Origin of the sequence: Agrobacterium sp. MS2 (assembly GCF_003261015.1) — a bacterium.
Taxonomy (GTDB): domain Bacteria; phylum Pseudomonadota; class Alphaproteobacteria; order Rhizobiales; family Rhizobiaceae; genus Agrobacterium; species Agrobacterium pusense.
In genome coordinates, this window is the sequence record NZ_QLNF01000012.1 from 465,893 (window position 1) to 487,826 (window position 21,934).

Annotated in this window: 24 protein-coding genes and 1 riboswitch; of the genes, 11 read left to right on the forward strand and 13 right to left on the reverse strand. The window is 58.5% G+C overall.

Annotation, left to right across the window (positions count from 1 at the left end):
• Positions 1-225: 225 nt before the first annotated feature.
• The 4 genes from gcvP to DOU54_RS07060 form a co-directional block, all read right to left on the reverse strand.
• Positions 226-3,090 (reverse strand): aminomethyl-transferring glycine dehydrogenase, encoded by a 2,865-nt coding sequence (gene gcvP, locus DOU54_RS07045; RefSeq protein WP_113380608.1) that lies wholly within the window; start codon positions 3,088-3,090, stop codon positions 226-228.
• Positions 3,090-3,452 carry a glycine cleavage system protein GcvH gene (gcvH, locus tag DOU54_RS07050; RefSeq protein ID WP_004441817.1) on the reverse strand — a complete coding sequence of 121 codons (363 nt, stop codon included), beginning with the start codon at positions 3,450-3,452 and terminating at the stop codon, positions 3,090-3,092. The genes gcvP and gcvH overlap by 1 nt, the downstream gene beginning before the upstream one ends.
• Before the next feature lie 27 nt (positions 3,453-3,479).
• Positions 3,480-4,619: a glycine cleavage system aminomethyltransferase GcvT gene (gene gcvT, locus DOU54_RS07055; RefSeq protein ID WP_006697442.1), complete on the reverse strand. Its 1,140-nt coding sequence runs from the start codon at positions 4,617-4,619 to the stop codon at positions 3,480-3,482.
• Between the two features lie 150 nt (positions 4,620-4,769).
• A riboswitch (glycine riboswitch) is annotated at positions 4,770-4,857 on the reverse strand.
• 166 nt (positions 4,858-5,023) lie between these two features.
• Complete coding sequence (locus tag DOU54_RS07060) at positions 5,024-5,209, reverse strand: DUF3008 family protein (protein WP_006697443.1); 186 nt, start codon at positions 5,207-5,209, stop codon at positions 5,024-5,026.
• Positions 5,210-5,380: 171 nt separating this feature from the next.
• On the opposite strand from DOU54_RS07060, the gene DOU54_RS07065 reads away from it, so the two are divergent.
• Entirely contained in the window at positions 5,381-5,761 is a 381-nt protein-coding gene (locus DOU54_RS07065; protein WP_037092838.1) for a hypothetical protein, read from the forward strand.
• Positions 5,762-5,850: 89 nt separating this feature from the next.
• On the forward strand, positions 5,851-6,825 hold the full coding sequence (locus tag DOU54_RS07070) for a copper chaperone PCu(A)C domain-containing protein (RefSeq protein ID WP_113731006.1): 975 nt from the start codon (positions 5,851-5,853) through the stop codon (positions 6,823-6,825).
• A 212-nt stretch (positions 6,826-7,037) separates the two neighbouring features.
• On the opposite strand, the gene DOU54_RS07075 is transcribed toward DOU54_RS07070, so the two are convergent.
• Complete coding sequence (locus tag DOU54_RS07075) at positions 7,038-7,367, reverse strand: hypothetical protein (RefSeq protein WP_045534982.1); 330 nt, start codon at positions 7,365-7,367, stop codon at positions 7,038-7,040.
• A 200-nt stretch (positions 7,368-7,567) separates the two neighbouring features.
• Here DOU54_RS07075 and crcB point away from each other — a divergent pair, with 200 nt between their 5' ends.
• From crcB to DOU54_RS07105, 6 genes are all read left to right on the forward strand, one after another.
• Entirely contained in the window at positions 7,568-7,945 is a 378-nt protein-coding gene (gene crcB, locus DOU54_RS07080; protein WP_006697447.1) for a fluoride efflux transporter CrcB, read from the forward strand.
• Positions 7,946-8,011: 66 nt separating this feature from the next.
• Positions 8,012-9,001: an RluA family pseudouridine synthase gene (locus tag DOU54_RS07085; RefSeq protein ID WP_022556167.1), complete on the forward strand. Its 990-nt coding sequence runs from the start codon at positions 8,012-8,014 to the stop codon at positions 8,999-9,001.
• A gap of 6 nt (positions 9,002-9,007) precedes the next feature.
• A complete protein-coding gene (locus tag DOU54_RS07090) occupies positions 9,008-9,673 on the forward strand; it encodes an HAD family hydrolase (protein WP_113380609.1) in 666 nt (221 codons plus the stop codon).
• Positions 9,674-9,705: 32 nt separating this feature from the next.
• A complete protein-coding gene (locus DOU54_RS07095) occupies positions 9,706-10,500 on the forward strand; it encodes an ATP12 family chaperone protein (protein ID WP_022556166.1) in 795 nt (264 codons plus the stop codon).
• A gap of 60 nt (positions 10,501-10,560) precedes the next feature.
• Positions 10,561-11,049 carry a hypothetical protein gene (locus DOU54_RS07100; RefSeq protein ID WP_035208812.1) on the forward strand — a complete coding sequence of 163 codons (489 nt, stop codon included), beginning with the start codon at positions 10,561-10,563 and terminating at the stop codon, positions 11,047-11,049.
• Positions 11,050-11,266: 217 nt separating this feature from the next.
• Positions 11,267-11,656, forward strand: a complete 390-nt coding sequence (locus DOU54_RS07105) for a RidA family protein (RefSeq protein ID WP_004441786.1) — start codon at positions 11,267-11,269, stop codon at positions 11,654-11,656.
• Positions 11,657-11,714: 58 nt separating this feature from the next.
• On the opposite strand, the gene fghA is transcribed toward DOU54_RS07105, so the two are convergent.
• Genes fghA through DOU54_RS07120 form a run of 3 tightly spaced genes read right to left on the reverse strand, consistent with a single transcriptional unit; the run spans position 11,715 to position 13,717 of the window.
• Positions 11,715-12,548 carry an S-formylglutathione hydrolase gene (gene fghA, locus DOU54_RS07110; protein ID WP_113380610.1) on the reverse strand — a complete coding sequence of 278 codons (834 nt, stop codon included), beginning with the start codon at positions 12,546-12,548 and terminating at the stop codon, positions 11,715-11,717.
• Positions 12,549-12,576: 28 nt separating this feature from the next.
• Positions 12,577-13,236, reverse strand: a complete 660-nt coding sequence (locus DOU54_RS07115) for a DUF1345 domain-containing protein (protein WP_045534953.1) — start codon at positions 13,234-13,236, stop codon at positions 12,577-12,579.
• A 25-nt stretch (positions 13,237-13,261) separates the two neighbouring features.
• Positions 13,262-13,717: a YaiI/YqxD family protein gene (locus DOU54_RS07120; protein ID WP_004441780.1), complete on the reverse strand. Its 456-nt coding sequence runs from the start codon at positions 13,715-13,717 to the stop codon at positions 13,262-13,264.
• 162 nt (positions 13,718-13,879) lie between these two features.
• Between DOU54_RS07120 and DOU54_RS07125 the strand changes: the two genes are divergently transcribed.
• Positions 13,880-14,332, forward strand: a complete 453-nt coding sequence (locus DOU54_RS07125; protein WP_113380611.1) for a DUF5680 domain-containing protein — start codon at positions 13,880-13,882, stop codon at positions 14,330-14,332.
• A gap of 50 nt (positions 14,333-14,382) precedes the next feature.
• Here DOU54_RS07125 and DOU54_RS07130 read toward each other — a convergent pair whose 3' ends face one another.
• Positions 14,383-15,039, reverse strand: a complete 657-nt coding sequence (locus tag DOU54_RS07130; RefSeq protein ID WP_037092776.1) for a peroxiredoxin — start codon at positions 15,037-15,039, stop codon at positions 14,383-14,385.
• Positions 15,040-15,258: 219 nt separating this feature from the next.
• On the opposite strand from DOU54_RS07130, the gene DOU54_RS07135 reads away from it, so the two are divergent.
• Positions 15,259-15,906 carry a glutathione S-transferase family protein gene (locus DOU54_RS07135; RefSeq protein ID WP_113380612.1) on the forward strand — a complete coding sequence of 216 codons (648 nt, stop codon included), beginning with the start codon at positions 15,259-15,261 and terminating at the stop codon, positions 15,904-15,906.
• 44 nt (positions 15,907-15,950) lie between these two features.
• Here DOU54_RS07135 and DOU54_RS07140 read toward each other — a convergent pair whose 3' ends face one another.
• Positions 15,951-16,580, reverse strand: a complete 630-nt coding sequence (locus tag DOU54_RS07140; RefSeq protein WP_113380613.1) for a DUF1062 domain-containing protein — start codon at positions 16,578-16,580, stop codon at positions 15,951-15,953.
• 481 nt (positions 16,581-17,061) lie between these two features.
• Here DOU54_RS07140 and DOU54_RS07145 point away from each other — a divergent pair, with 481 nt between their 5' ends.
• Positions 17,062-18,228 carry a S41 family peptidase gene (locus DOU54_RS07145; protein ID WP_286079871.1) on the forward strand — a complete coding sequence of 389 codons (1,167 nt, stop codon included), beginning with the start codon at positions 17,062-17,064 and terminating at the stop codon, positions 18,226-18,228.
• 286 nt (positions 18,229-18,514) lie between these two features.
• Here the strand turns inward: DOU54_RS07145 and DOU54_RS07150 are convergent, their stop codons facing one another.
• From DOU54_RS07150 to DOU54_RS07160, 3 genes are read right to left on the reverse strand one after another with little or no spacing between them, the layout of a single operon-like run.
• Positions 18,515-20,296: a chloride channel protein gene (locus tag DOU54_RS07150; protein WP_113380614.1), complete on the reverse strand. Its 1,782-nt coding sequence runs from the start codon at positions 20,294-20,296 to the stop codon at positions 18,515-18,517.
• 21 nt (positions 20,297-20,317) lie between these two features.
• Positions 20,318-21,148 (reverse strand): MBL fold metallo-hydrolase, encoded by an 831-nt coding sequence (locus DOU54_RS07155; protein ID WP_113380615.1) that lies wholly within the window; start codon positions 21,146-21,148, stop codon positions 20,318-20,320.
• A gap of 2 nt (positions 21,149-21,150) precedes the next feature.
• A complete protein-coding gene (locus DOU54_RS07160) occupies positions 21,151-21,933 on the reverse strand; it encodes a TatD family hydrolase (RefSeq protein WP_006697457.1) in 783 nt (260 codons plus the stop codon).
• Position 21,934 lies beyond the last annotated feature (1 nt).

The window sequence follows — 21,934 nt, forward strand, 5'->3', positions numbered from 1 at the left end:
CAAGGCCCCGAAAGGTGGCTCTTCCAGCGGCCGCTATCGGTTATCCGTAGCGACACAAGAGACGGAAGCCGGTCTCGCAAAGTTTCAGGCGAGCCGGAAAAAAAGATAAATGACTGATTTAAAACAAGGTCCCGGCGCGCGAAAGCCGAGGGTTCGTCCTGCGACGGGACGGAAAACGAAAAAGCCCGGATCGCTCCGGGCTTTATGTCTCGAACGAAGGACAGCTTATTCGGCCGCCTCGGCATAGGCCTCCATCGGCGGGCAGGTGCAGATGAGGTTGCGGTCGCCATAGACATTGTCGATGCGGTTGACCGGCGACCAGTATTTGTCAATGCGGAATGCGCCGGGCGGGAAGCAGCCCTTTTCGCGGCTATAAGGACGGTCCCAATCGCCGACGAGGTCCTCGACCGTATGGGGCGCGTTCTTGAGCGGATTGTTCGTCTTGTCCGCGCGGCCTTCCTCGATGTCGCGGGCTTCCTCGCGGATGGCCAGCATGGCATCACAGAACCGGTCGAGTTCCGCCTTGGTCTCGGATTCCGTCGGCTCGATCATCAGCGTGCCGGCAACCGGCCAGCTCATGGTCGGCGCGTGGAAACCGCAGTCGATCAGGCGCTTGGCCACGTCATCGACAGTCACGCCGCAGCTGTCTGCCAGCGGGCGGGTGTCGATAATGCATTCATGTGCGACGCGTCCCGTTTCGGATTTGTAGAGCACGTCATAAGCACCCTTCAGCCGCTCGGCGATGTAGTTGGCGTTGAGGATCGCAACCTTGGTTGCCTGCGTCAGCCCTTCGCCGCCCATCATCAGGCAGTAGCTCCAGGAAATCGGCAGGATGGACGGCGAACCGAACGGGGCGGCAGACACCGCACCCTCGCGGCCGTCGGTCGCCGGATGGCCGGGCAGGTAAGGAGCAAGATGCGCCTTGACGCCGATCGGCCCCATGCCCGGACCACCGCCACCGTGCGGAATGCAGAAGGTCTTGTGCAGGTTAAGGTGCGAAACGTCGGAGCCGATATCGCCGGGACGGGCAAGGCCCACCATGGCGTTCATGTTCGCGCCATCAAGATACACCTGACCGCCATGCTTATGGGTGATCTCGCAGATCTCGCGAACCGTCTCCTCGAACACGCCGTGAGTGGACGGATAGGTGATCATGCAGCATGAGAGGTTTTCGGCGTACTGCTCTGCTTTTGCACGGAAATCATCAATATCGATATCACCGTTGTCCCGCACTTTCACCGGCACCACCTTCATGCCCACCATCTGCGCCGAGGCAGGATTGGTACCATGCGCCGAGGTCGGAATGAGGCAGACATCACGGTGTGTCCCGCCATTGGCGAGGTGATAATTGCGGATGGTCAAAAGCCCGGCATACTCGCCTTGCGCACCGGAATTCGGCTGCATGGAGAAGGCGTCGTAACCTGTGACCGAGCACAGCTTTTCGGAGAGATCGTCGATCATCTCCTTGTAACCGAGTGCCTGATTGGCCGGTACGAAGGGATGGATGTCGGAAAATTCCGGCCAGGTGATCGGCAGCATCTCTGCCGTTGCATTGAGTTTCATGGTGCAGGAACCGAGCGGGATCATCGAGCGGTCGAGCGCCAGATCGCGGTCCGAAAGACGGCGGATGTAGCGCGTCATCTCGCTTTCGGCACGGTTCATGTGGAAGATCGGATGCGTCATGTACTGGCTGGTACGCAGCAGCTCCTTCGGCAGGCGATAGTCCGGCGTGAAATCCGAGACCGAGAAATTGCCGCCGAAAGCGCGCCAGACGGCTTCCAGCGTTGCCGGGCGCGTACGCTCGTCAAGGCTCATGCCGATCTTGGTGGCGCCGACCTTGCGCAGGTTCACACCTTCCGCGACGGCCGAACGCAGGATAACGCCCTGCATATGGCCGACTTCGACGGTGATCGTGTCGAAGAAGGTTTCCGGCTCGATGGTGTAACCGAGCTTTTCCAGTCCCTTGGCCATCAGCACGGCCTTCTGGTGGGTCTGCTGGGCGATCGCCTTGATGCCCTGCGGGCCATGGAAGACGCCGTACATCGAAGCCATGACTGCCAGCAGCACCTGCGCGGTGCAGATGTTGGAGGTGGCCTTCTCACGGCGAATATGCTGCTCGCGGGTCTGCAGCGACAGGCGATAGGCGCGGTTGCCGCGCGCATCGACCGAGACGCCGACGAGACGGCCCGGCATGGAGCGCTTATGCGCATCCTTGACGGCCATGTAAGCGGCATGCGGACCGCCGTAGCCGACCGGAACGCCAAAGCGCTGCGAGGTGCCGATGGCGATGTCAGCGCCCATTTCGCCGGGAGATTTCAGCAGCGTCAGGGCCAGAAGATCGGCGGCGACGGCGGCAATCGCGCCCGTCTGATGCAGGCGGGAAATCAGGCCGGAGAAATCGCTGACATGTCCGTGCGTGCCGGGATACTGGAAGATCGCGCCAAACACGTCGACCGGATCGAGATCGGTGAAGGGGTTGCCGACAATCACCTTCCAGCCGAGCGGGGCCGCACGGGTCTCGATCAGCGCGATGGTCTGCGGATGGCAATTGGCATCCACGAAGAAGGCGGTCGCCTTGGATTTCGCGACGCGCTGGCACATGGCCATGGCTTCGGCGGCCGCAGTCGCTTCATCGAGCAGCGAGGCGTTGGCGACGTCAAGGCCGGTCAGATCGCAGACCATGGTCTGGTAGTTCAGCAGCGCCTCAAGACGGCCCTGGCTGATTTCCGGCTGGTATGGCGTATAGGCCGTGTACCAGGCCGGGTTTTCCAGAATGTTGCGCTGGATAACAGGCGGCGTGATGGTGCCGTAATAGCCCTGACCTATCAGCGAGGTCAGGACCTGGTTCTTGTTGGCCGTCTCGCGAAGACGATCCAGCGCCTCACGTTCGGTCAAGGCCGCACCCCAGGTGAGAGGCACTTTTTGACGGATGGAGGAGGGAACGGTGGCGTCGATGAGCGCGTCGAGGCTCTTATAGCCGACGACCTTCAGCATCTCGGCCATTTCCGACGGCGACGGCCCGATGTGACGCCGGTTGGCGAAATCATAGGGCTGATAGTCGGTGAAATGGAATTCGGTGGGCGTCGTCATTACGCGATCAGCTCCTTGTAGGCTGCCTCGTCGAGCAGCGTATCGGCATCTGCAACGTTGGAAAGCTTGAGCTTGAAGAACCAGCCGGCGCCTTGAGGATCGGAATTGACCAGCGAGGGGTCGTCGACGATGGCCTGGTTGATCTCGACCACTTCGCCATCCAGCGGACAATAGACATCGGAAGCCGCCTTGACGGATTCAACGGTTGCTGCTTCTCCATCCTTGGAGAAGGTGGCACCCACTTCCGGCAATTCGACGAAAACGAGATCGCCGAGCTGTTCAGCGGCGTGGCTGGTAATGCCAACGGTGGCGACATCGCCTTCGAACTTCAGCCATTCGTGTTCTGCAGTAAATTTCAGCATCGTGTTCTCTCCGGAGATGGGATGAAATTATCGTTTGTAGGTGGGCTTTATGAAGGGCAGGGCGGCGACGGTGACGGGCAGATATTTGCCGCGCACTTCCGCGAAGATCGCCGTGCCGGGAGCGGCGTAAGAAACAGGCACGTAACCCATGGCGACGGGGCCTTCGACCGAAGGACCGAAACCGCCCGAGGTCACTTCGCCGATTTCCGTCTTGCCTTCAGCATCCGCGAAAAGCTTCGAATGGCCACGCACCGGTGCCTTGCCCTCGGGCTTCAGGCCGACGCGGCGGCGCGATGTGCCGTCCTTCAGTTCACCAAGAATGCGTTCCGCGCCCGGGAAACCGCCTTCGCGATCACCGCCGGCGCGGCGCGCCTTCTGGATCGCCCATTCCAGCGATGCTTCGATGGGGGAGGTCGTGGTGTCGATGTCATTACCGTAAAGGCAAAGGCCTGCTTCCAGCCGCAGGCTGTCACGCGCGCCAAGTCCGATGGCTTCGCAATCGGGATGTTCGAGCAAGGCCCTGGCGATCTCTTCTGCCTTGTCTGCCGGCACGGAAATTTCAAAGCCGTCTTCACCGGAGTAACCGGAGCGGGAGACGATGCAGGCAACATCGTGCAGCGGCACCTCCTGCACGTCCATGAATTTCATCTCGGAAACGCCCGTCCAGAGTTCGGCCAGTACCTCCTCGGCGCGCGGGCCCTGCAGCGCGATCAAGGCGCGGTCCTCGAGAAGGGTGATTTCGCAGCTGTCTGAAAGATGCGCCTTCATATGGGCGACGTCGGCATCCTTGCAGGCCGCGTTGACGACGACGAAAAGGTGATCGCCGCGATTGGTGATCATCAGATCATCAAGAATGCAGCCCTTGTCGTCGGTGAAGAAACCGTAGCGCTGGCGGCCTTCCTTGAGGCCGAGAATATCCACCGGCACCAGCTTTTCCAGTGCCTGTGCGGCATCGGCGTTGTTGCCGGACTTTGCCTTCACAATCACCTGACCCATATGGGAGACGTCAAAGAGACCGGCTGAGGTGCGGGTTTGAAGATGCTCCTTCAAAACGCCGGCCGGATATTGCACGGGCATGTCGTAACCGGCGAATGGCACCATGCGGGCGCCAAGCGATAGATGCAGGGAATGAAGCGGCGTGGTTTTCAGCGCGGCGGTATCGTCCAAGGACGCCTCCAGGGTTGCGCGAGCAATCGCGCGGGCTCAGGTCGTGGCGCAGATGCGCCGGTTCAAGAGCCCCCTCTGTCCTTGTCGCCTGAGATTGTTATCCCTTCGGCGAGCCGTCCTTATGAAAGGTGGCTTCTCTCCAGAGTTCCGTCGTCATCGCTGGTCCTTTTGCCTGAGAGTTTCCGGGGCGGTTGCTCCTTCGGCACCGCATTGAAGCGGTTTCTCCCAACGATGATGCGACGCTCATTATCTTCGAAGACCCGCTATTGGCAAGGACCAAATGACGCATCTGAACAGATTCTTGCTCCATCTGCGCCATCATCCCTCATCTCTTTCGCAACGACGTTTTGATATGGCATTCCGTCATCATTCCAACGAATGGGAATGGCGGTGGAAAGACGCCGTCATTCCGATTTTTTTGCCGGCAGACCCTTGCGTTTCGTTGAGGCAAAATCCTCAAGTTCCTTTTCCGTCATGGACTTCTCCATGCTTTTTGAAGCACCTTTTAAACTGGATTTCTTCGTTTCGCCCCTTTTGGCGGCGAGTGCTGCACCCGCGGCTTTCTGCTGGGCTTTCGATTTGGCAGGCATGTCATGTCTCCCTTAAACGATCCGTGTTGCAGGAAAATGCCGCCTTGCGGCGATTGTTCCTCATACACGTCAAGCCTGCGGCAAAATTCCCCTTTGAAATCGAAGGGAAGCGCGATATCGCATGAGATCATGGGCGCACATCGAAAAAGACGGCTGACAGGGATCGAGAAAATGCTTCGCATTTTCTGTGCAATCCTGATGCTGTCGCTCGGTTTTGCCCACAGGCCGGCGCTTGCCGCAGCCGCCGCAGTCGCGCTCGATGAGAGCTACCGGCTGCCTGATGGCACCTTTGCGGAGATCTGCCTCGGCCATGGCGGCGGGGTGAATGCCTCGCATGCCAAGGAGGGGCCTGCCCATTCGGGCGACGCGATCCTGTTTTGCGAGGCCTGCCTGCTGGCCTCGTCCATTCTTCTGCCGGTCCCCGACAAGGAAAGCTGGCTGAAGACCGAATTTGCCTGGCTTGAGAACCGCCCGTCCACCGATTGGCGTTTCCACCCGGTCCCGACGATCCGCAAACCGGTCGCACGCGGCCCGCCAGCCTTGTCCGCCTGATTTTTCATCTTACAGGATCATCGCCGCCGAACCGGTGGCAAGAAACGGCTGCTTGAACCCGAAGGGCTGGCAGTCGCAGGGACAGACAAATGAAAACCACCAAGATCATCACATCGACCCTTTTTATCGCCGCGGTTTCCACCGCGCAGGCTTTTGCCCACGCCACCTTCGTTGACGGCTCGGCCGAACAGGAAAGCACTGTCGTCGCCGCTCTTCAGGTGCCGCACGGTTGCGAAGGCGGGCTTGCCACGACGGAAGTGCAGATCAAGCTGCCGGAGGGCTTCATTTCCGCCAAGCCGCAGCCGAAGGCCGGCTGGGAGCTGGAGGTCATTAAGGGCGATTACCGGAAGGCCTATAAAAATCACGGCAAGGAGATCAAAAGCGGGCCCGTCGAAATTCGCTGGAAGGGCGGCAATCTGCCGGACGAATTCTACGATACCTTTGCCGTGCAGGGGAAGGTTTCGAGCGTCGAGGTGGGGCAGGAACTACCCTTCAAGGTGACACAGCTTTGCGGCGACAAGGGCAAGGTTTCCTGGGATGAAGTGGCTGCAGCCGGTGTCGATCCCCACTCGCTGAAAAATCCCGCGCCGACCATCAAGGTCACCGCCAATGCCCATGCGGGCGGACACGATCACGCAGGCATGAGCATGGATATGGATGACGTGAAGGCTGGCAATCTCGAAGTGTCTGGCGGCGCGACGAAGGCCATGTTGCCGGGCCAGCCCGTCGGTGGCGGTTATGTGACGATCAAGAATGGCGGCGATAGCGACGACAAGCTGATCGGAGTCGAATCGTCTGCCGCCGGACGCGCTGAAATCCATGAAATGGCCATGGTCAATGACGTGATGAAGATGCGCAAGCTGGACGAGGGCATCGTCATTCCCGCCGGTCAGACCGTGGAATTGAAACCCGGCGGCCTGCACATGATGTTCTTCGACGTGAAGAAGCCCTTTGCCGAAGGAGACAAAGTGCCGGTAACGCTGATCTTCGAAAAAGCCGGGAAGGTCGACGTCATACTGTCTGCGGGAGCTGCCAAGGGCGGCGGCGACCATCAACATAATTGACCAATGAAAAGCGGCTACAGGAACGCGTGACAGGTCCGGTAGCCGCAAGATTTCTCATTTGTCCGGTCTATTGTTTCGGCGCCGTGGCGGAAAACGGATGACGCTCGCTTTTGGTGATTTCCGGAAGCCGGGTGTAGATATCTAGAAACTCAACCTGACACCAAGCTGAATGCCACTCCCGCAACGACAGGATTAACATCTAACAAGCGACATCAGGATGTCTGTCTATCATCCTGATTCAAAAGAATATCATCTGATTTTTTGGGGAGGTTGTTTTCCTCGTATGCCTCCACGGCCTGCTCAAGCGTCGCCTGCGGTTCCTGATGCTGGCTGGCGACGGTCAGGAAATAGAGGGTGAGGGCTGGTGGCTTGATCACAGTCATCATGCCGCGAAGCTGGAAGTCGTCGCTGTTCTCGGCCTTGCGCGCGAGTTCGTGAATGGCCTCTTCGACCTCGCTCCGGCGCGGCACGCGCTGTGACGGTTTTACAGCCTCCAGCGCATAGGCTGCCGTGTTCGCAGAAACGGAAAGAACCTGTGTCATCCAACCTCCGGCCATCGTTGCCGACCTTCAAAAACCGCAGGTTAGCATCTGCGTGTTGTTGGAAGGCTAAATCGCGGAGGCGCAATTTAATCGTATTTTAACAGCTGGCAGTGCCCGGCCAAGGGTTCCGCAGGCGGTTTACGTGGTCTAAAAATCTAAGCGGACCGTGAGGTCCGGCCGTTCCCTCCGGAGATAAATGCATGATCAATATAGTCCTCGTCGCAGCGGGCGGCGCAATCGGTTCCGTCTTCCGTTATCTGGTCGGCGTCTGGAGCGTCCGGCTGGCGGGGGTGAATTTCCCCTGGGGAACGCTTACGGTCAACGTGGTGGGTTCTTTCCTGATCGGTCTCCTGGTGGAGCTCGTGGCGCGACGGCTGAATGCCTCGATGGAAATGCGGCTTTTTCTCGTGACCGGCGTGCTCGGCGGTTTCACGACGTTTTCATCTTTTTCGCTCGATGCTGTCTCGCTTTTTGAACGCGGCGCGCTCGGCCTTTCTGCCGTTTACGTTCTTGCGAGCCTTTCGGTTTCCATCGCTGCGGTTTTCGCCGGGCTGGCCTTGGGCCGCAACTTGTTCTAAAGGCTTGATCCAAACGGCGCGCCGAAGAAACGGCTGCGCGATCAGGACAGAGAGACTGGAAAATTTATGGCAGGTATCGAGCATATCAAGGTCGAGGCCGACGAGGCCGGTATGCGCCTCGATCGCTGGTTCAAGATTCACTATCCGGGGCTTGGGTTCGGGCAGTTGCAGAAGCTGCTGCGATCCGGCCAGGTGCGTGTGGATGGTGGCCGGGTGAAGACGGACGCGCGGGTGCAGCCGGGACAGATGGTGCGCGTGCCGCCGGTCGATTCCGATATGAAGACCAAGAGCGGTCCGATCGGCTCGAAGGACCTCAAACATTCCGCCGATGGCGAGCTGCTGGCACGAATGCTGCTGCATGAAGACGACAAGGTGTTCGTTTTCAATAAGCCTGCTGGCATCGCCGTTCAGGGCGGCTCGGGGGTTACCCGGCACATTGACGGCTTGCTGGAAGCCTGGACCAACCAGAAGGGCGAAAAGCCGCGTCTCGTGCACCGGCTGGATCGTGATACGTCGGGTGTGCTGGTGGTTGCCCGTACCAGAGGTGCCGCGCAAAAACTGACCGCCGCCTTCCGCGAACGCGACACCAAGAAAACCTATTGGGCGCTCGTCAAAGGCGTGCCGCGCAAGCACCAGGACAAGATTTCCACCTGGCTGGTCAAGGAACAGACGATCGACGGAGACCGCATGCGCATCGCCAAGCATGGCGAGGAGGGCGCCGATCACGCCGTGTCCTATTACCGCGTCATCGATACCGCCGCGCAGAACCTCGCCTGGCTGGAAATGGAGCCCTATACCGGCCGCACCCATCAGCTTCGCGTGCACGCGCTGCATATGGGGCACCCGATCATCGGCGATCCCAAATATTACATCGACGATCCAAACTGGGATTTTCCGGGCGGCATCCAGAAGCGCCTGCATCTGCATGCGCGCCATATCGACATTCCGCATCCGAATGGCGGCCGGCTTCGGGTCAGCGCACCCTTGCCGCCGCATATGGTACAGACCTGGAACCTGCTCGGTCTCGACGTGGCCGATGGCGATAGGGAAGACTGACGGCAGATGAAACTGGTTCTTTTCGATTGCGACGGAACGCTGGTGGACAGCGCGGGCCTCATCCATGCCGTCATGGCCGATACGTTCGCCGATTTTGGCAAGCCGCGCCCCGATATCTCCGAAACCAAGGCGATCATCGGTCTGACGCTGGATATCGCCATCGCCCGCATGCTCGGCAAGGCGCATGTGGATGACGAGGTTCAGGCGATGACCCAGCGTTATAAGGAAATCTACCATCCAATCCGTGCACGTCCGGGCATGATCGAGCCGCTTTTCGAGGGCATCGCCCCGCTGATCGACACCCTTTCAAGGCGGGATGACGTGCTGATCGGTGCGGTGACGGGCAAGGGGAGGCGCGGGCTGACCCACATTCTCGAAACCCATGGATTTGCCAGGCACTTCATTGTCTCGCGCACGGCGGATGATTGCCCTTCCAAGCCGCATCCGGCCATGGTGATGGAATGCTGCCATGAAACTGGCATGGTTCCGACCGATACTGTCGTTATCGGCGACGCGGTCTATGATATGCAGATGGCAAAAGCTGCGGGCGCAAAAGCGATCGGCGTCGCCTGGGGTTATGCGTCCATCGACGAACTCTGGACGGCGGGCGCCGATGCGGTCGTCAGCCACCCGCGTGAAATCCCGGTCTATGTTCCGACCGATAATCCCTAATTATCCTTTCTACCGACCGATGAGGATGTGCCATGCGTGATCTCCTGAACGACCTTTCGGAAGGCCTGAGCCACCCCGATCCGATCTTGCGCGCGCAGATCCAGATGCAGAAACCGCTGCCCAAGCGGTTCTACAAAGATGTGACGGTCGGCGAGGCGGCGGAGGAAGGCTTCACCATCCTTCTCGACGGTAAGCCGTTGCGCACCCCCGCCAAGAAGCCGTTGGTCGTGCCGTCGAGGTCGCTCGCGGAATTGCTTCGCGATGAATGGGACGCCCAGACCGAGGTCGTCAATCCGGTTGTCATGCCGGTGTCGCGCCACGTGAACACGGCCATCGACGGCGTCGCCAATGATACCCAGGCGGTTTTCGAGGATATATTGCGGTTTTCCTCCTCCGATCTCCTCTGCTACCGCGCTGGTGAACCGGAAGCGTTAGTCGCGCGCCAGACGGACCATTGGGATCCCGTGCTCGACTGGGCGGCCAATGTACTTGGCGCGCGCTTCATTCTGGTGGAGGGAGTCATGCATCGCGACCAGCCGCGGGAGGCTATCGCCGCCTTTGCAGTGACGCTAAAAAAATACGATACACCGATCGCGCTCGCGGCACTCCATACCATGACGTCGCTGACAGGGTCTGCCATTCTGGCGCTGGCGCTGGCGGAAGGAGAGCTGACGCTTGAGGAAGCCTGGGCGCTTGCCCATCTGGATGAAGACTGGACTGCGGAACAATGGGGTGAGGATGAGGAGGCGCTGGAGCGCCGGGCCGTCCGTCTCATCGACATGCGTGCCGCGGTCAATGTTCTGGAGTCTCTGACGAGCGCATCTTAACGCTTTTCTAACCCTGATCGACGATCATCAGGCTACCTCACGTAAGGGGAGCCACAGATCATGACAACCATGCTGAAACGCCTTGGCATCATTGTGCTGGCGTGTTTCATGCTCATGTCTTTCAGGCTTGAACCGGAAGCGACCAGTGCCGATCGGCTGCTTTACGACGTGCGCGGCGCGTTTGTTGCAGCACGACCGGATGTGGCGCCGGCGCTGATGCAGTCCATTCATGCGCAGGTTCAGAATGCGATCAAGACCACAGCACGGGGAGAGACCCGACCGCGCGTGGTGCTGACCATCCGCCTTGCATCCGTCACACGCGGTCCCTTCCTTTTCGGTGAAAAGGCCTCCGCCAAGGTCATCGTGCGGGCCGCCGCCGTGGCCACGGGCGAGGTGATCGCCGAAGCCAAATTCACCGCCACCGTCGTCAGCTTCGATGACGAGGCTTTAGAACAGGAGCTTGCTTATGGCGTTGCCGAGCGGGTGATCCGCGAATTCAGATTGAACCGGCCGGGTCCGACCACGCTGGCGACGGCGCTGTTTCCATAGATTGGACCAAAGGCGTGAGCGGGACTGCGGCAGTCATCCGCGCGCCAGCGCCGGAAACCATCTTCTGCTTTGACAAAGTGCGTCTCGATATTCACATACGTCACGTATCTCAATTGACATACGTCGTGTAGGTTACTATCTCACATACGCAACGTATGTGAATTGGGCGTCCGGAGTTTTTCTTCCGACGCCACTCAGCCAAAAAGAGAGATGCAAGATGAGCAAACGCGAGGCAATTTTTCCCGCAGACCGGCACGCGCTTTACGAACAGCACGGTTACTCCGCGGCAATTCGGTCGGGTGACCTTCTTTTCGTTTCCGGTCAGGTCGGCAGCCGTGCCGACGGAACGCCCGAACCCGACTTTGAGCGTCAGGTTCGGCTTGCTTTCGAAAATCTCGCGGCCACGCTCAAGGCCGCGGGATGCACGTTCGACGATATTGTCGACGTGACGACGTTCCATACCGACCCGCAGAACCAGTTCGGGACGATCATGGCCGTTAAGCAGGAGATTTTCAGCAAACAGCCTTATCCGAACTGGACCGCCGTCGGCGTCAACTGGCTTGCGGGCTTCGATTTCGAGATCAAGGTGATCGCCCGCATCCCGTGAGATGCGGTCGGCCTAAAGGGGCGGCGTTCGCAGGCGCCGCCCGCTTTGTGTTTGCGGCTTATCCGAGCCGTTCGGCATGCCACTTCAGATGATCGTCCATGAAGGTGGAGATGAAATAATAGGAGTGATCGTAGCGGTCGTGCAGGCGCAGCGTCAGGCCGATATCCGTGTCTTTGATCGCCTCTTCGAACAGCCATGGCCGCAGGCCCTTTTCCAGGAAACTATCGGCCTTGCCCTGATCGATCAGGAATTCGGGAAAACGCGCACCGTCCTCCACCAGTGAGCAGGCGTCGTATTGACGCCATGCCGCCCGGTCCGGTCCCAGATATTTTTCCAGCGCCGGTTCCGACCAGTCAGCGGAGGAGGGAGCCACGATCGGCGCGAAAGCGGAGCAGCTTTTGAACCGTTCGGGGTTTTTCAGGGCGATGGTCATCGCGCCGTGGCCGCCCATGGAGTGGCCGAAAATGCCCTGACGGCTCATATCGGCGCGGAAATGCTGGCCTACCAGTGCAGGCAATTCCTCCGTCACGTAGCTGTACATCCGGTAGTGCTCCGACCAGGGTTCCTCGGTCGCGTCGAGATAAAATCCCGCGCCTTTGCCCATCTGCCAGTTGGTCAGTTCATCTGGTACGTCATTGCCGCGCGGACTGGTGTCGGGGCACACGATGATGAGACCAAGTTCGGAAGCCATGCGGCGATACTCCCCCTTCTCCATGACATTGGCGTGGGTGCAGGTGAGGCCGGAGAGATACCACAGGACGGGGCATGGCTCGTAGATTGCCTTCGGCGGTACGTAAACCGCAAAGGTCATCTCGCATTTCAGGGTCTCGGATACATGGGAAAATACGCCCTGCATGCCACCAAAGGCCGTATTTTGCGAAATAATGTTCATGAAGCCATTCCTTTGAAAAAATCCCGGTTCAACCGGCAAGCGAGACTGCGGCATTGACGGCTGCCGCTACCAGAACCGTGTTGAAGAAGAAAGAGACGATGGAGTGCAGCAACGTGACCTTGCGCATGGCGGTCGTGGTCACACCCACGTCCGAGGTCTGCGCCGTCATGCCGATCACCACGGCGAAATAGAGAAAGTCGTAACCGCACGGCTCTTTGGTCGCGGGGAAGTCCATGCCGCCGCGATGCTGGCGCTTGCCGTCGACCGTGTGCGGACGCCAGTAAAGATGCGCGTAGTGCAGGGCCGTCATGGTGTGGATGGTCAACCAGCCGAAAATCACCGAGGCGAAAGCGATAACCAGCGTCCAGACGGTTTCACCGGTATGGTTTAGCGCCTGAAAAAGGGACACCACGGCGACGGTCACTGCCAGCAGCGTCACGGCGATGATGGCAATTGCGGGGAGATCGTCGCTGTCGGCATGGGCTTTCAGATGCTGCGCCGTCAATTTGGAAAGACGAAAGGCAACCAGCATCAGATAGGTCAGGAAGAAAGAAACTGCCGCGATTTCTATTGCCACGGAAGGCGCGAGAGCCAATGCAATACCGAGGCCGGAAGCCCCGACAAGAACGGCGATGAAAAAAGGTTGATGGCGGCGATAGGTATTGCTGTTGGAGCTGGCCGGGGTCATGGGTTGGGCCTTTCTGCTTGCGGCATCACTTTTTGACACGGCGGCAGAAACGGTCAAGCGTCTCCAGAAAAGCGGATCGATCGCGTGGCGAAAAAGCGGCATTATAGCCCTTGCTTTCACCGGTTTCGCGCAGATGTGCACCAAGGTCTCGCATCGCCGTTGCCATGCCGATATTCGACTGGTCGAAAACGCGGCCAGTCGGACCCGTCACCAGTGCGCCTTTGGCAACACAGCGTCCGGCCAGCGGCACATCGGCGGTAACGACGATATCGTTCTCGCCGGCATGATCGGCAATCCAGTCGTCCGCCGCGTCGAAACCGGCGGAAACAATGACATTTCTGACCATGGGGTCGCGGGACGGGCGCAGACCCGAATTGGCAACAAAGGTTACCTCCAGCCCATGCCGCTCCGCGACCCTGAGGATTTCCGGCTTCACTGGACAGGCATCGGCATCGACGTAGATTTGCGGATTTTGCTGCATGGGCACTCTTTTGGATCGTTCTGCCACGCTTCTAAGCGCAAATGCTGCGATTACCAAGCCCGCGATTGGTAAATTGCGGGCGAGGCAAGGGCAGGGCATGGCGCTTGCGAAGGATCCGGAAATGAATTATGTTCCCTTTATGTTCTTTCCCAAGAGGGTTCCATGCTGGAAGAGTTCATAGTGAGGGCCAAGTCCGCCACATATGTTGGCGGGGGCAACAAATCCGCCACGCCCACTCGCACGGGATCGCATGATCTCGGCTATCGCGACGGAGACTGGCACTATATCGACAGCTATTTCGGCGGAACCGATTTCATCGGTCAAGAGGTCGTCTGGCACCGGGGGACAGCCATGTGGGCGATGAACTATCACGGCCGCATCCTACGGCCCGATATGATCGACGCCACAACGGCCGGCATGGTCATTCAACGTTCGCTTTCCACGCTCTATCGGGAAGGGCGGTTTCTGGGCGGCTTCACGCACCCGGTGGAGAATTTGGTCTATGTCGACACGAATGCAGGCGAATTCCAGTCGTTCACCGGCGTCGAGCGCATTTATCTCGGACATTTCGAGGCGTACCGGCTCGACTATCATGGCGGGATCATAAAGCCATGAAAATTGCGATGATGGGGCAATGATGTTTCGCCGCCCCATCAGGCTTCAAATCAGCCCGGCTGCTTTGTCTTGCGCAGATAGGGAAGAACCGTGTCATAGGAACCAAAACGCGCAATTGCATCCTCATTGGAGACGGCGGCGGTAATGATGACGTCTTCGCCTTGCTTCCAGTTGGCTGGCGTCGCCACCTGGTGTTTCGAGGTCAGCTGGATGGAATCGATGGCGCGGAGGATTTCCTCGAAGTTGCGGCCGGTGGTCATGGGGTAGGTGAGGACCAGCTTGATCTTCTTGTCAGGACCGATGACGAAGACCGAGCGTACGGTGGCGTTATCGGCCGGCGTGCGGCCTTCCGAGCTGTCGCCTGCGCCGGCCGGCAGCATGTCGTAAAGCTTCGCGACCTTCAGGTCCTTATCGCCGATCAGTGGATAATCGACATTGAAGCCAGTGGCGGTGCGGATGTCGTTCTTCCATTTTTCATGGCTTTCGACGGGATCGACCGATATACCGATGATCTTCACACCGCGCTTTTCGAATTCCGGCTGCAGGCCGCCCATAGCGCCGAGTTCGGTGGTGCAGACCGGCGTAAAATTCTTCGGATGCGAAAACAGGACCGCCCAGCCGTCGCCGATCCAGTCGTGAAAGCTTATCGGACCATGGGTGGTCTCGGCGGTGAAGTCGGGCGCTATATCGTTGATACGCAGGCTCATCTGGTGCTTTCTCCCTAATCATTTGAACTGAAAACTGATGGTGCGGCAATCCGTCTCCAGCGCAGGAGCTTAGAGTTTTTGCGTGAAATGGCCAGCCCTTTAGCGTGTGCCGACAACACGATGCGTTGTTTTCGCTCATTCCGGCGCCTATTGTGACACAACGCCAGGTAACAGAATTGCGGGGGGCAAGTTTGCATGGGGGAGTGATGGAGAACAGCAATGACAATCACCATTACCGCCTTTGAACGCTCGCCCGATGGCGGCAAGGGTCTTGCCCGCGACATGCGTGTCCGCTGGGCACTGGAGGAAGTGGGGCAACCGTATGAGGTTCGCCTTCTTTCCTTCAAGGCGATGCGGGAGCAAGGGCATCTTGCACTTCAGCCCTTCGGGCAGATCCCGACCTATGAGGAGGGCGATCTCGTCCTGTTCGAATCCGGTGCGATAATATTCCACATAGCCGAGCGCCACGCCGGCCTGTTGCCGCGGGAAGCGAACGCGCGGGCGCGCGCGATCATGTGGATGTTTGCGGCGCTCAGCACCGTGGAACCGCCGATAGTCGAGCATTTTGTCGCCGGTTTTGTCGAAAGGGACAAGAGCTGGCATCGTGAACGCCTGGAGATCGTCGATGAACGTATTCGCAAGCGACTTGGCGAACTGTCCCAGCGACTGGGTGAGGGCGAGTGGCTCGACGGCGCGTTCAGCGCCGGCGACCTGTTGATGATATCGGTGCTGCAACGGATAAAAAGCTCTGGCATTCTCGATGAATATCCGAACCTTGCAGCTTATGTGGCGAGAGGCGAGGCGCGTCCCGCCTACCGACGCGCATTTGCCGATCAGCTGGCGGTTTTCAAAGCCTCATCGAACTGATTGATACCATCGCGAGGGCCCGAACTTCAGGCCCTCGCTGTGCGCTAGCACTCCGCCGTGACAGATTTCCACAAACATACCGGATCGAGGCCATCGCACCTCTCGATCACGATCCGCGTGCCGTTTTTCACCTGGCGTCGCCATGGATCGGAGGCGTCGCCGTGCGTGCGAATCCGGCCGCCGCGCTGAAGCCTTTGTAGAAGCGACCGCGAGAGCCGAAGCTCAGACGCCAGCAGACGGTCGAGGCGTATACCGGTCTGGAACGGAACGATGAGATCGATTTCCGCCAAGACCCAATCGGGAGGTTCATCCCGTATCTCTTTCACGATATCGAATTCGGGAAACTCGTCGACGCGCTGCGAGCTGCGTCTCAACGCCTCGAGATTGAACGTTTCCAACCTTATCCACTGCGGGTCATTGTTCTGCAGCGCCTCGAGAACAGAGGGGCTGATGTCGCGAATAGTCCGCCGCTCAAAGATCGGCCGGTTCCAGCTCCTGTCGCATATCCGGCATCTGTATATGAGCCAGGCATCCAGCTTGCGGCCATTGGCATTGAGGCGGATCTTGCCGCTCGGCTGAAATGGCCTTGCTTCTCCGCATCCGCTGCAGGCAATCCAGGGCTGCGGCGCGGTTCTGGGTGTAACGGTCCACTGGACCCGAAATATATTGCACATAGTCGGTTGGTCTTCCATTCGGAAGTCCACCAAGATGGTGCAGGAGAAAACCCATGCGGGAACGGCGTGGCGGTGTTCTGGAGTGGTGAAGAGCTGAAACAGCATAGCTGCGCACGGCACATTGTAACGATGCCAGACCGGTCTCTTGCCACCACCCGATGAACATGATCATGAGCAGACAGCCGGTGGCTATCCGCACAGGGTGAAACTGGATTGAGACCGGTATTTACTTAGGCAAAGTCTACCTCGATGCGCCAATGCTCTTCGCTAGGAGCAATAACAGATAAACGGCGGCAGATGGAGTCCCTCAAAGAAAAGACGGCCAAGTTTTTATCTTTGGACGCTTTATAATAAATACAATGGCTTGTCGGCTTATGTTAAACTCATATAAGAATTGCATTTTACGGGAAGAGGGAAGGTCTGGCTCAAGCCCAATCTGGACATCGACAGAGAGCTGTGCGCATCGTGGATCATGTCGCTGATGCAAGACCTCGAGAAAATTCTGGACACTGTCCTGCCAGTCGATCCCAGCTTTCGGCGCATCGAACCGGCGATGATAGATCGCTGCATTTATGATACCCGACGATACGCTTTGGAGGGCTCCAAAGAGGCCTTTCTGTTTTCCGCGATGCGCCTGCTTGCGCTTCCCGACAACGGACACACACGGTTGATCCCGAACGATTCCATTTCGGTGCTCCCGCTGAGGTTTGTAAGCGTTGGAACGGCGGTGCAGTTAACTGACACGGCACTGGAAACAACTGTGCCAAGAGGGGAGCTGATAGCAGTCAACGGCACACCCCTTAGCCAGATTGAAGCCGCCGCAGGGAAATTTCTGGCGGGAACGCGCCAGCGGAAACGGGTGATCGGACCGATTCTCCTCGCATGGCCATATGCATTGGCCCATCTCGGGTTTTCTTCAAAAGAGAGTAGCACTGAATATCGCCTGAAAGGCCAGAATGGGCAGATCACCGACCTGAAAGTGGAGAACCGGCTTACCGTTCCGGCATCGATGCTCTACCCGAGAAACGAGCATGGCAAGGCTGACCCGGCCTGGAAACCTCGGACATTTGTGGAGATTGAGGACCGGCAGGAGTTTGGGCTTTCAATATTATTGCCGAGTTTCTTCGACCCAAGCGAAAGTGCGCTGCCGAAAGCCATCTCCGCTGCGGCGGAGCGCGTGAGAACCTGCGGGAACAACAAACTCTTGATTGATGTTCGCGGAAACACCGGTGGCGATTTTCTTCAAACTATGCCCTTGATCGACGCCATCTCTGAAAACGCAGGCAGGCAGGTTGTTGTGCTTGTCGATAAGTTTACGTTTTCTGCAGCGATAGTATTTGTGGCCATTCTCAAACATCGTCTGGGACGTAGGCTCAAGCTCGTCGGGGAAGAAATGGGCGACGGCTTGACGTTTTTTGCCGAGGGAGGGTTGCTCGATTTGCCGACCAGTGGAGCGGTCGTTCGATACTCATCAGCCTTTCACGACTGGGAGAACGGAACCAGCGACGAAACCACACCGGCTGAGATCGCACAGCAAATGGTTCCTACAGGAAAACTGAATCTCGATTTGGAATGGATCGAAGGGCCTGCCGCTGAGGTTTCACAAGAAGCGTTCCATCAGCGAGTTTTAAAGGTTCTGTGTGATTAGACGAGGGGCCATTATGCCAGCGAGCGATCTGGCTTCTCTCATCCATGCCGATATTGGGACAGGCATGTTTCACTGAATGTGCCTTGCAGGAGACAACCCATAGGAACATTTGCAAATCGACGTCATTCCCGACCCCGCCAGCATGCATACAATAATCGCATAACCCTTATTATGGAACTTTTGTGCTTAATTACCGGGAATGCCGTAAGCTGTCAGATCGCAGCGCCGTTGCTGTCATCATTGAAAAGCGCCGCTTGTCGCATTGAAAGATCCATATCCAGGTCGATCATAATTCTCCTGATGCCTCTCGGCGTCGTAGATCGAGCTCTTCACTGTAGCGTCTCAGCGTGTGACTTTCGGTAAGCAGGCCAACGGGACGATTTTCGATCTTGTCGTTGACGACGACGAGTGCTTCGCTTTCTGCCGCGTCGAAGGCTGCCGCCGCTTGCCGTGCATTCATGGTCGGCAGCAACACGTCGTTCTTGTAGTGCAGATAGGTCTCGAGGCTGATCTTGCTTGAGTCGCGATCCATCGGATCGGCATAGATTTCCGGCACGAGAACGATCCCGGCATAGCGCCCGTCATCGTGGGTCATGATGACCCGCTGCGTTGAACCGAGCGGGAACTTCTCCTTGAAGGCCGGAAGCCCCATGCTGACATTGGCCTTGCGGATGTCAGCGCGCATCATCTTGCCCACCGTCAGGTCGCGGATCCAGCCGATGTCATGGGCGCTGCGAATGCTCTCACCGCGCAGGTGAAAACGCCAGGTGGCGAAGGAGTAGCCGAAGGTGGTGCGCACCACCAGCGATGTGGTGATGACGGCGGCAAGCACGAGCGCCGTAATCTGGAAGTCGCCGGTCAGTTCCAGCGCCAGAAATGTCATTGTCAGCGGACCACCGATGATGGCGGCGGCAAAGGCGCTCATGCCGATCACGGCGTAGACGATCGGGGCCGTCGAGCCATAGCCGATATAGGGCGCGCAGAGTGCGAAAATCTTGCCGAGCAGCGATCCCATGAACAGCGAGGCGAAAAACAGGCCGCCGCGGAAATTCGAACCTATCGAGATCGCGCTGGCCGCCGCCTTCAACAGGAACAATCCTGCAAGCCCGTAGATCGTCAAGTCGGCATCGATGTTGAGATGCAAGGCTCCATGGCCGCTCGAGAGAACCTGCGGTGAAATCAACGCCAGCCCACCGACAACGATGCCGCCAAGCGTAGGACGCAGCCAGCCAGGAATAGCGCTTTTGCGCGCCGTCTCCTCAATGAAGGACACCGCCTGCATGAGCACGATACCGATTGCCGCGCACACAACCCCAAGAAAAATAGCCGGCACGTAATCGGCGGGCGTCACGCGGCTGGCATCGACGATATCGATGGAAAGGCCATGGCCGCCAATCAGGCCGATAACGGTTGTCGCCACCAGCGCCGAAACGATCAGCGGGGCGAGCGTGACGACTGTATAGGTGCCGATGATGAGTTCGATGGCGTAAAATGCGCCAGTCAGAGGCGCGTTGAAGGCGGCCGCGATGGCGCCCGCGGCGCCGCAGCCAACGAGGATGCGCATGTCCCCTCGCCTCAGTTTCAGCTTGATGCCGATCTTCGATGCAACGCCGCTGGCAATCTGCGTGTAGCCCGCCTCGAGCCCGACAGATGCGCCAAAACCGTTGGAAACGATGTTCTGCACGCAGACAATGATGCTGTCCGTGAGCGACAGGCGGCCACCATGCAGCGCATTTGCCTCGATGGGGTCGACCATCGGCTTTTTGCGGGTTTTGGAGAGGATGAAGATGATCAGCCCGAGCAGGACACCGCCCATGATCGGCCCCACCAGCACGATCTGTCCAGAAAGATCGCTGCTGCTCAGACGTTCGACGCCAAAGACGAGCACATGCAATGCCGTGCTCAAAGCGCCGACCAACGCCACCAGCAGGCCGGCTGCGATGCCGATGAGCACGGCAAGCGCGACGAGGCCGAGTTCGCCGCGTCGGAACATGGCGCGCAGGCGGCTGGCGCGCAGATTGTCGAAGAAGCTCGCCATACTCGGTGCACGGAAAGGCTTAGTCGACATGCTGTTCCTTTTCAGGCGGCGTCAGGCGGTTTCGAGATCGATCTCAATTTCGAAACGCATCTGATCATAAGCCGGTTCAACATGATCAGGCGTTTCCTGCATCACCGTCTCATAATCGAGCGGAATATGCATGTGGGTCAAGATCGCCCTTTTGGGTGCCAGTGTTTCGATCCAGCCGAGCGCCTGTTCGAGTGATAGATGGCTGGGGTGGTAGCGATATTGCAGGGCGTCGATGATGAGCACCTCAAGTCCGGCGAGTTTCGGCAGGCTTTCGGCCGGAAAATCGCTGACGTCGGTGCAATAGGCCACATCACCAATGCGGAAACCCAGAGAATGGACGTCCCCATGCTGTTGCATATGCACCCCAAAGGCGATTGGTCCTCCTGCTCCATCAATAACAACCGGCTCGTTGATATCGGCAATCAGATAAGGCCGGACAATCGGTGGATAATTGCTGCCCGCCGGCGTCTCGAGACAATAGGCAAAACCATCGCGGATGCGCGCCATGGTAATGGGATCGGCATAGATCGGGACGCGGCTTTTCTGAAGTGCGAAATAGATGCGCAGATCGTCAATGCCATGCAGATGGTCGGCATGAGCATGGGTGTAGAGAACGGCATCGATAGCCTCCACCTTCGCGGCGATCATCTGCTCGCGAAAATCAGGACCAGTATCGATCACAACGATCGTTTTGCCGCCATCCGGACCGATCTGTTCCACCATGAAGGCCGCACGCGTGCGCCGGTTCTTCGGATTATCGGGGTCGCAGGCGCCCCAGTCGCCGTTAATGCGCGGCACGCCGGGTGACGAGGCGCATCCGAGAACCGTGAAGCGGCGACGGTAGATTGCCACGCCTACACCCTTGTCATCTTGGAAAAGCAGCGGAAGGCGTTTTCGGTGGTGATCTCGGCCATCCGCTCGAAGGAGATGCCATGCACCTCGGCCAGAACCTCCGCGGTATTGACGACGTAGGAAGGCTCGTTGCGTTTGCCACGCCAGCGCTTCGGCGCAAGATAGGGTGCGTCCGTTTCTACAAGCAGCCGGTCAAGAGGCACGGTTGCAGCGATATCGCGAATATCCTGCGACTTTGGGAAGGTCAGAATGCCCGAGAAAGACACATATCCGCCAAGCTCGACACCCGTTTTTGCGAGCTCGGGACCAGCGGAAAAGCAGTGCAGAATGAACGGAAATGCGCCCTTCCCGCTTTCGGAGCGCAGGATGGCGGCCATGTCGTCATCGGCACTGCGGCTGTGAATGACAAGCGGCAGCTTCGTTCGTCTCGCCGCCTCGATATGGCGAAGAAGGCCGGTCTTCTGGTCTTCGGGCTTCTGCGTGTCGTAGAAGTAATCCAGACCCGCCTCTCCGATCGCTACGATCTTCTCATGACTTTCGGCTAGCTGCACCAGCTCATCGGCGGAGATATCCAGTTCCTCATCGGCATTGTTCGGATGGGTGCCGACCGAGCAAAAGACTGACGGATATTTTTCCGTGATCTTCAACAGCTCCGGCAGACGACGCACCCGGGTCGAGATCGTCACCATCTGGCTCACGCCGGAGGCATGGGCGCGAGCGATGATGTCGTCGCGCTCCGCCTCGAAATCAGGAAAATCCAGATGGCAATGGGTATCGATCAGCATC

Coding starts and splice junctions, on each gene's coding strand:
- gcvP (WP_113380608.1), bottom strand. CDS start 3,090: ATGACGACGCCCACCGAATTCCATTTCACCGACTATCAGCCCTATGAT.
- gcvH (WP_004441817.1), bottom strand. CDS start 3,452: ATGCTGAAATTTACTGCAGAACACGAATGGCTGAAGTTCGAAGGCGAT.
- DOU54_RS07060 (WP_006697443.1), bottom strand. CDS start 5,209: ATGCCTGCCAAATCGAAAGCCCAGCAGAAAGCCGCGGGTGCAGCACTC.
- DOU54_RS07065 (WP_037092838.1), top strand. CDS start 5,381: ATGCTTCGCATTTTCTGTGCAATCCTGATGCTGTCGCTCGGTTTTGCC.
- DOU54_RS07070 (WP_113731006.1), top strand. CDS start 5,851: ATGAAAACCACCAAGATCATCACATCGACCCTTTTTATCGCCGCGGTT.
- DOU54_RS07075 (WP_045534982.1), bottom strand. CDS start 7,367: ATGACACAGGTTCTTTCCGTTTCTGCGAACACGGCAGCCTATGCGCTG.
- crcB (WP_006697447.1), top strand. CDS start 7,568: ATGATCAATATAGTCCTCGTCGCAGCGGGCGGCGCAATCGGTTCCGTC.
- DOU54_RS07085 (WP_022556167.1), top strand. CDS start 8,012: ATGGCAGGTATCGAGCATATCAAGGTCGAGGCCGACGAGGCCGGTATG.
- DOU54_RS07090 (WP_113380609.1), top strand. CDS start 9,008: ATGAAACTGGTTCTTTTCGATTGCGACGGAACGCTGGTGGACAGCGCG.
- DOU54_RS07095 (WP_022556166.1), top strand. CDS start 9,706: ATGCGTGATCTCCTGAACGACCTTTCGGAAGGCCTGAGCCACCCCGAT.
- DOU54_RS07100 (WP_035208812.1), top strand. CDS start 10,561: ATGACAACCATGCTGAAACGCCTTGGCATCATTGTGCTGGCGTGTTTC.
- DOU54_RS07105 (WP_004441786.1), top strand. CDS start 11,267: ATGAGCAAACGCGAGGCAATTTTTCCCGCAGACCGGCACGCGCTTTAC.
- fghA (WP_113380610.1), bottom strand. CDS start 12,548: ATGAACATTATTTCGCAAAATACGGCCTTTGGTGGCATGCAGGGCGTA.
- DOU54_RS07115 (WP_045534953.1), bottom strand. CDS start 13,236: ATGACCCCGGCCAGCTCCAACAGCAATACCTATCGCCGCCATCAACCT.
- DOU54_RS07120 (WP_004441780.1), bottom strand. CDS start 13,717: ATGCAGCAAAATCCGCAAATCTACGTCGATGCCGATGCCTGTCCAGTG.
- DOU54_RS07125 (WP_113380611.1), top strand. CDS start 13,880: ATGCTGGAAGAGTTCATAGTGAGGGCCAAGTCCGCCACATATGTTGGC.
- DOU54_RS07130 (WP_037092776.1), bottom strand. CDS start 15,039: ATGAGCCTGCGTATCAACGATATAGCGCCCGACTTCACCGCCGAGACC.
- DOU54_RS07135 (WP_113380612.1), top strand. CDS start 15,259: ATGACAATCACCATTACCGCCTTTGAACGCTCGCCCGATGGCGGCAAG.
- DOU54_RS07140 (WP_113380613.1), bottom strand. CDS start 16,580: ATGTGCAATATATTTCGGGTCCAGTGGACCGTTACACCCAGAACCGCG.
- DOU54_RS07145 (WP_286079871.1), top strand. CDS start 17,062: ATGCAAGACCTCGAGAAAATTCTGGACACTGTCCTGCCAGTCGATCCC.
- DOU54_RS07150 (WP_113380614.1), bottom strand. CDS start 20,296: ATGTCGACTAAGCCTTTCCGTGCACCGAGTATGGCGAGCTTCTTCGAC.
- DOU54_RS07160 (WP_006697457.1), bottom strand. CDS start 21,933: ATGCTGATCGATACCCATTGCCATCTGGATTTTCCTGATTTCGAGGCG.